Origin of the sequence: Modestobacter sp. DSM 44400 (assembly GCF_900107175.1) — a bacterium.
Classification (GTDB): Bacteria; Actinomycetota; Actinomycetes; order Mycobacteriales; family Geodermatophilaceae; genus Modestobacter.
Genome location: NZ_FNOZ01000093.1, coordinates 1 through 7,117 on the forward strand (window position 1 = coordinate 1; position 7,117 = coordinate 7,117).

General features: G+C 68.5%; 7 protein-coding genes. 4 read left to right on the plus strand and 3 right to left on the minus strand.

What is annotated here, in order from left to right; translation table 11 throughout:
* Window positions 1-313 (plus strand): transposase (locus BLW04_RS24160; RefSeq protein WP_175484271.1); only part of this gene is annotated, 313 nt, incomplete at its 5' end.
* Here BLW04_RS24160 and BLW04_RS24165 read toward each other — a convergent pair.
* Both BLW04_RS24165 and BLW04_RS24170 read right to left on the minus strand, forming a co-directional pair.
* The gene (locus tag BLW04_RS24165) at window positions 310-726 is read right to left on the minus strand and encodes a hypothetical protein (RefSeq protein ID WP_091548062.1); all 417 of its coding nucleotides are present in this window, start codon (window positions 724-726) and stop codon (window positions 310-312) included. The two genes, BLW04_RS24160 and BLW04_RS24165, sit on opposite strands and share 4 nt — an antisense overlap.
* Before the next feature lie 251 nt (window positions 727-977).
* Window positions 978-2,504 carry a recombinase family protein gene (locus BLW04_RS24170; RefSeq protein WP_091548064.1) on the minus strand — a complete coding sequence of 509 codons (1,527 nt, stop codon included), beginning with the start codon at window positions 2,502-2,504 and terminating at the stop codon, window positions 978-980.
* A gap of 73 nt (window positions 2,505-2,577) precedes the next feature.
* On the opposite strand from BLW04_RS24170, the gene BLW04_RS24175 reads away from it, so the two are divergent.
* The 3 genes from BLW04_RS24175 (at window position 2,578) to BLW04_RS24185 (ending at window position 5,503) form a co-directional block, all read left to right on the plus strand.
* On the plus strand, window positions 2,578-4,119 hold the full coding sequence (locus BLW04_RS24175; RefSeq protein ID WP_091548067.1) for a recombinase family protein: 1,542 nt from the start codon (window positions 2,578-2,580) through the stop codon (window positions 4,117-4,119).
* A 157-nt stretch (window positions 4,120-4,276) separates the two neighbouring features.
* Window positions 4,277-4,549 carry a helix-turn-helix domain-containing protein gene (locus tag BLW04_RS24180; RefSeq protein WP_091548069.1) on the plus strand — a complete coding sequence of 91 codons (273 nt, stop codon included), beginning with the start codon at window positions 4,277-4,279 and terminating at the stop codon, window positions 4,547-4,549.
* A gap of 279 nt (window positions 4,550-4,828) precedes the next feature.
* Window positions 4,829-5,503, plus strand: coding sequence for an AAA family ATPase (locus BLW04_RS24185; protein WP_217631250.1), 675 nt, complete (start codon window positions 4,829-4,831; stop codon window positions 5,501-5,503).
* Window positions 5,504-5,584: 81 nt separating this feature from the next.
* Here the strand turns inward: BLW04_RS24185 and BLW04_RS24190 are convergent, their stop codons facing one another.
* Window positions 5,585-6,997 carry an IS1380 family transposase gene (locus BLW04_RS24190; RefSeq protein ID WP_091541376.1) on the minus strand — a complete coding sequence of 471 codons (1,413 nt, stop codon included), beginning with the start codon at window positions 6,995-6,997 and terminating at the stop codon, window positions 5,585-5,587.
* Window positions 6,998-7,117 lie beyond the last annotated feature (120 nt).

Here is a 7,117-nt window from a genome sequence, read left to right on the forward strand (position 1 = left end):
CAAGATCACCGACCACCTCGACCAGTTGCTCGCCTTCTACGACTACCCCGCCGAGCACTGGGTCCATCTGCGCACCACCAACCCGATCGAGTCCACCTTCGCCACCGTCCGACACCGCACCAAGATCACCCGCGGGCCCGGCTCACGAGCCGCCGGGCTGGCGATGGCCTTCAAACTCATCGAAGCCGCCCAGGACCGCTGGCGGGCAGTCAACGCACCCCACCTGGTCGCCCTCGTCCGAGCCGGCGCCGTATTCCAGGGCGGCAAGCTCATCGAACGACCCGACGAAACCCCCGAACAACAGGCCGCCTAAAGATCTTGATCCACAGGTCTTGACGATTGCTCTGCTGCCCGCTGCGCGGCCGTCTCCGCTGACTCGGCCGAGTGCCCGCGGTTGTTGGCCTGCCGCCCTGCGGTTGCCCAGCGGATGTTGCCGGGCTCGTAGCAGCGGTCGTTGTCGATGCGGTCGATCGTGTGCATCCGCGACGGCCGCTGACCGATCTCCGCGTCGACATCCCTGACGAAGGTCGTCAGGTCATGCCAGGCCGGGTGAAGCGAGATCCCGTAGTGGACGTAGGAGTCGCGTCCCTTGCACCGACGCTGGATGCCGCGGTGAGTGTCGTACAGCTCGTGCCCGCTGAGCGCGTGTGTCGTACGCGTCCTCCGCAGCGTCTCGGCTGCGACGGCGCGCTGATGTGGTCCGTTGGGTTGCTTGGCGGAGGCCATGGACTGTCCCTGGGTGTTGAGCCGGCCCGCCGCCGAACGGCAGTCCCTCCCCTGAGCCGGCCTGGACCAAGGTCCAGGCGCAAGGACCCAGAGCCCCCCAGTGAGGGGCCCACGTGGTCTGGAGCGGCCTGTCGCAGGCTGCGCTGGGCACGGACGTTGACGTCTGAACGTGCTGCGCTGGGGGCCGGGGCTGGACCTAGTCAGTGCCCCACGCTTGAACGACAAGCCTAGTCAAAACTGACTGGTCGTCGTCAAGGGACGCTCGCTGACTCGTCGTCGTCATTCAGGGACGGCACACGCTTGTGGATGATGTCGACCCTGCCAGCTCCGCGGCCGGGGTTGACCACGACGTCCACCAGCTCGCGGACCAGCGTGCGTCGCTTGGCCAGCGGCAGGCCGTCGAAGGACGACTCCAACCGGGCCTTGCTCTCAGCCACCTTGGCCAGGTCCACGCGCCCTCGACCGAGCAGATCGGCCGAGGTGTTGCTGAGCAGGGCCGCTCGCGCCGACTGTCGTTCGATCCCGTCGAGCTGTTCGCGGATGGCCAGGTCCTCGGCCTCCAGTTCATCGACCAGCCGCTGAGCGGCGGACCGTCCACGTGGGCTCTTGGCGCGGACGAACTGCTCGACGGCCGCGTCCAACTCCGTCCCGAGCTCCGCTTGCCTAACACGTAGACGTCGGGCCTCGGCGAGGTCCGGGTCCACGACCTCCGTCTCCGAGGACGCCCCGAAGATGAACGCGTCAGCGACGGCGGACCGTGCCAGCTCGTCCAGCACGTTCGCCGTGATCGCTGCGTGCCGGCGCTCATCGTCGGGGAGGCTGTGCTTCGTCGTGCAGCGGTAGACCGGCCAGGTCTTACCGCGACTGGAGCCACGAGACGAGCGCATGTATCCGCCGCAGACGCCGCAGGTGGCGATGCCGGCCAGAAGCCAACGAGGCTCCCGATGGTCAGTGATGCGCCGAGACGGGTCCGTCAGCAAGGCGCGGACCGCCTGGAACAGCTCACGCGGGACGATCGGCTCCCAGGCCGCGACCACCGGCAGCTCCTCACCCCGATGCGTGTAGATAGCCGCGTTCCTCGGGTTGAGGAGCACCTGCCGCACGCTCTGGTACGACCACTTGTCGTTGGCCTTGCCCGGCTTGTAGTTGCTGGCCGTCTTGATGGCGCGGTCGTTCCAGGACCGGGCGATGCTGTACACCGAGCCGCCGTCGGCGATGCTCTCGTAGGCCCAGACCAGCTCGCGAACCTCGTCCGGTCGATGAGTGATCCGGTCGGACTCGAACCCGAAGATGCGCGGGCCGCCGATCGGCTCGCCTCGCGAACGGCGGTCGTTGTTCGCCCGAAGCTGCCGCTCCGACTTGCGCTGCACCTCGTGACGGGCCAGCAGTGCACGAAGACCGGAGCTGAGCTGGCCGTCCGCCGACGCCGGGTCGACCTCTCCCTCGGCGAGGGTGTGCCATCGAACGCCGCCCGTGATGCATGCCAGCTGTAGCTGCTCCTTCGCCATGACCTGGCGGGCGAATCGGCTCTCCTCCACGGCCAGCAAGACGTCGAGCTTGCCCGCCGCGACGTCTTCGAGCATCTGCTCCCAGCCTGGGCGCTGAGCACCCGAGGACGCGCTGATGCCGTCGTCCACATAGACCTGCACGACGTCGTACTTGTGGTCCGCGGCGAGCTTGCGACAGCTACGCTCCTGCGACCCGACCTTGTCCCGCCCTGGCTGGGTGACGGAGATCCGGCAGTAGATGCCCGCTCGGCGAGCTTTGCGAGTTTGCATTGTCTAAGGCTATACCAGGCAGCCCGGAGTTCAGCGCGATCAACAGGCGCGTTTCGCTCGACACGATACGGGCATGCCCCAGCCAACGCGTCGATCCCGAGCCGCCATCTACTGCCGGATCAGTGACGACCGCGAAGGTGAGCGGCTCGGCGTCGAGCGCCAGCGCGAGGACTGCCTCGCTCGGGCCGAGCGCGAGGGCTGGGACGTCATTGAGATCTTCGAGGACAACGACGTCGGCGCGAGCACCCGCAGCCGAAAGCCGCGCCCGGCCTACAAGCAGTTGATGAAGGCCGCACAGGATGGCTTGGTCGACGTCATCCTCAGCTACTCCAACTCCCGGCTGACGCGTCGACCGCTGGAGTTGGAGCAGCTCATCAACCTGCACACGAGTACCGGTGTCCTGCTCCGAACGGTCGTCTCCGGCGATGCTGACCTGTCTACGGCTGACGGCCGCGCCGTCGCCCGCACCATCGCCGCGTGGGATGCCGCAGAGGCCGAGCGCATCGGTGAGCGCGTCGCCCGCGCGGCGAAGCAGCGCAAGGAGCAGGGGAAGCACCACGGCGGCTTCCCGCCGTACGGCTACGACCGTGCGACCGAGGGCAAGCTGACCATCAACGCGGAGCGCGCGGCCGTCGTGCAGGAGGCCGCTCGCCGAGTCCTCGCTGGTGAGTCGATCTACGGCATCTGGACAGACCTCAACCGCCGAGGCATCAAGACGGCACCGGGCCCGCGAGCACCGGAAGGTGCGCGGTGGCAGAGCCAGGCCCTGCGGCGGATTCTGACCGCGCCGGCCACCGTGGGATGCCACCTCTTGGACAGCGGCGAGCTGCGCCAGGTGGCCGACCCGGTGCTCGACCGACCTACTTGGGACAGGCTGCGCGAGGTCCTCCACGACGACCGCCGGTGGCAGCGCTCGTGCCCGCCGGACTGGTCGAGCCGACGCAAGTACCCCATGTCGGGCCTTCTGACGTGCGGCGCGTGCGGGCACGCGCTGGCCGGGTCCATGCGATCCCAGCGGGACCTGCCGGACGGCACGCAGCGCCCTGGCGTCGTCTCGTTTATCTGCAACACGGCCCAGGGTGGCTGCGGCAAAATCCGCGTCGACTACCCGCCGGTCGAGAAGTGGGTACTCGACATGGTCTTCGCGCGGCTCGACGTGCCGAGCCTCCAGGAGGCCCTGTCGACCCGTGAGGAGCGAGCCGACGACGACGAACTGCGCCAGCGGATCAGGGATGACGAGCGCCGCCTTGAGGGCCTGGACGACCAGCACGCGGACGGCGTTCTGGACAACCGGCGGTACCGACGCCAGGTCGACCGGCTGACCCAGCGCATCGCCACGGCGCGGGGAGAGCTGGCGGAGGCGCAACGGACGACTTTCGTCATCGACACAAACGGCCGCAGCCTGCGCGCCGTCTGGTCCGACCACGACGCGACGTGGCAGCGGACCCTGCTGGGGCACCTCGTCGAGAAGGTTGTCATCGAGCCGCATCCAGCTGGCGCGACGACCCACCTCAGTCAGCGTCGCGGTGAAGACGCTCAAAGTTACGAAAGTCGCCGTAAAGAGCATCAGGAGCGCATTCTGTTTCAGCGCGTGCGCGTCTCGTGGAAGCAGTAAGCGCCATCGACTGACGCTTCATCCAGGCCGTTGGTTTCTGTAATACGATTGATCCCAACGACGCCGCAAGGCTGTCGGGTCCTTAGGAAGAGGAACCCGCAGCGCGGCAGTATGTCGTTTTGCGGGTCCTCTTGGCTCTATTTGTCCAGGAGACAGCATGCCCCGCACGTTCGGTAAGCAACCCATCCGCGAGGTCGTCTGGCGAGCTGGCTACACGCACGCCGAGTTCGCTGACGAGCTTGGCATCAAGCCGCGCTCGCACGTCTTCTCCGCCATGGGCGGGGTCGTCCCGCCGTCCGACGAGCTGCGCCAGGCCGCATCGACGTTCCTCGGCGTCCCGCTGGCGGACCTCTTCACCGCCGAGTCATTGGCCGAGGTCTGCCGCCCGCTCCCTCCGGGGCTTCGGCGCAAGTCGGCGGCGCAGCGATGAGCGACCTTGACCGGCTCTCCCTCGTCGCCAAGCACGCTCTCTGGGTCGGCTGTATGGCAGCCGGTGTCCCGGTGCCGCTGAGCGACCCGGCGACGGTCGAGCGCGTGTCGGCTCTCCTGCGGTCGACGTCTTCGACAAGCGAAGAGGGCCCGGGCGTCAGGACCGGACCCTCTTCTCTCAACACCAACACCATCACGTCGGGACGGCCTGCCAAGCGCCCCTCACGGTCCCCGATAGGCGGTTTCCGTTGCCATGAATAGTATTCCGAATGAGCGCGGAATGTCGACCGATGACATCTATGCCGCGCGTAAGCGAGTGCGACTGAGTGGTGCGCCGCCGATTCTTTATGCGCAGAATGCGCCTATCCCCCCACTGAACCTCCCTTTGTGTCCCGGAGAGGGCATCAAGGCGTACACGGCGGTCTACGACAGCGACACTGACGAGCTGCGCCAGTACCGCGCCGAGCTGACGGACTTCCTCGATGCCAGGAGTCAGGAGCTGCAGGACCGCTTCCGGGCGTCGGATCTCCCGATCGAGATTCACAAGCAGCGTGTGCGAGAGAAGGCCCGGGACGTCATCAGGCGTGAGAAGGCCGAGGCCGAGTTCGCGCCCCCGCCGTACCGGCGCAGCTTGGCCGAGGAGCTGGCGGTGATCATCGAGCCGCCGCAGCCGCGTATCGAGGGTCTGTCCTACGTGGGGCAGAACGTGCTGCTTTCCGCCAAGGCCAAGGCCGGCAAGACGACGCTCAGCGTCAGTCTCGCCCGGTCGCTGGCCGACGGGGAGCCCTTCCTCGGTAGCCAGGGCGTCACTCCCCCGGCCGGGAACATCGGCGTCCTCAACTACGAGATGACCCCGGCACAGCACAACCAGCCCGAATCTTTCGTCCGGCCGCCGGTGATCATCGGAATGCGACTCGGTGGGCCGCTGGGGTGTGATTCTGGCATCGGGGTGTGACTGTTCGGCCGATGTCGCTCGGGTGGGCGCCGGTTTCCACGGTCCGGGGTCGTGCGGGTCGTCTGGACGAAGGGCCGCCGGTCAGCCGGGGGCGGGCACCGGTCCGGCGGTCAGGGTGCGCAGCCGTGCGACGGCGTCGTGGACGACGGCGGCCCAGGGGTGGTGCTCGGCCAGGTGCAGCAGTCGGCGCCGGCCGGTGAGGGCCAGGGTGGCCGGGACGGTGAACAGCCTGGTCCGCAGCCGTTTGGGTTCCCAGCGTCGGGCGTCGGTGCCGGTCAGGGCGAGCATCTGCATCCAGGCGGTGAGCTCGCAGGCCAGCGCGACGATGGCGCACCAGATCTGGTTCTGGTCAAAGTCGTGCAGCGGCAGGTTGGTCAGCCCGGTGTCCTTCGCGCAGCGGATCCGGTCCTCAGCCCGGGCCCGGCGGCGGTGCCGCAGCTCCAGGTCGGGCAGCTGGCCGCGGGTGCTGTTGGTGGCGAACGCGGTGACCCGCAGCCCGTCGGCGTCGGTGATCCGCAGCTGCGCCCCGGGGTGCGGGCGTTCCTTGCGGGCGATCACCCGCATCCCCGGCGGCCACCCGGTCAGGTCCAGCAGCCCGGTGAGCTCGGCGACCCAGGCCCCGTCGCGGATCTGGTCGTTCGCGTCGTAGGCCGGCGTCCACACCTCGGCGGGGATCTTCTTGAGCAGCTCGGCGGTGTGGGCCGGCAGCCCGAAGCCGATCGAGTAGGACAACCGCTGCCCGTGCAGCCAAGTCAGGAAGGCGTGGCTCGCCCCGGCGCCGTCGGTGCGGATCAGGATCTTGCGGCCGGGACGGCTGCCTGGTCGGTGTCCGGGCAGCTGTGCCAACGCGGAGCGGGCCACGGTGATGTGGTCGGCGGCGGTGTTGGACCCGGCGTTCCCCGCGCGCAGAAGCACGGCCAGGGGCTCCCCGCTGCCCTCGGCCCCGTGGTCGAGGAAGGAGCACAGCGGGTGGTGCCCGAACCCACGCTTGAACGTCGGCGCCGCCTGTTCCTTCTCCGAGTGGGAGGTGACCAGCGTGGCGTCGATGTCCACGATCATCGGTGTAGCGGCATCGACGGCGTGGTCGGGAGCGTGTTCGCCGGCCAGTGCCCACACCGCCGCTCGCGCGGTTGCCCGGGCGGTGTTGATCGCCTTCAGCGCGGCGGGTGCGTCGGCGGCCAGGGCGTCGATCGTGCGGGAGACCGTCGGATCCGAGGCCACCCGGCCGTAGACCCGAGGCTCGGCGCGCAGCAGGGCGATGTCAGCCAGGCAGTCCCCGCCCAACGCCAGAGTCACCGCCAGATCGAGGACGACCTTGCCCGGGTCGTGGATCGCCAGCGGTTTGCGCCACGGCGAGAGCGCCGCCGCGAGCGCGCCGTCCAGTCCGGCAGCGGCGACGGTGTCGGTCAGCAGCACGCCACCGGCCTGACCGACCGCCGGCACGTCGGCCGTGTCGACCTGGACGCGGGGATAGAACCGGCTACGCTTCTTCACCTGGAATATGCTCCTCGATCGGCGACAGATGGACTCTCGACAAGTCCCATCCTTGCTGGTCAGGAGCACTTTTCAGTTGATCAACACCCGCTCACGCAGCTCTGCCGTGAAAGCCCCGGG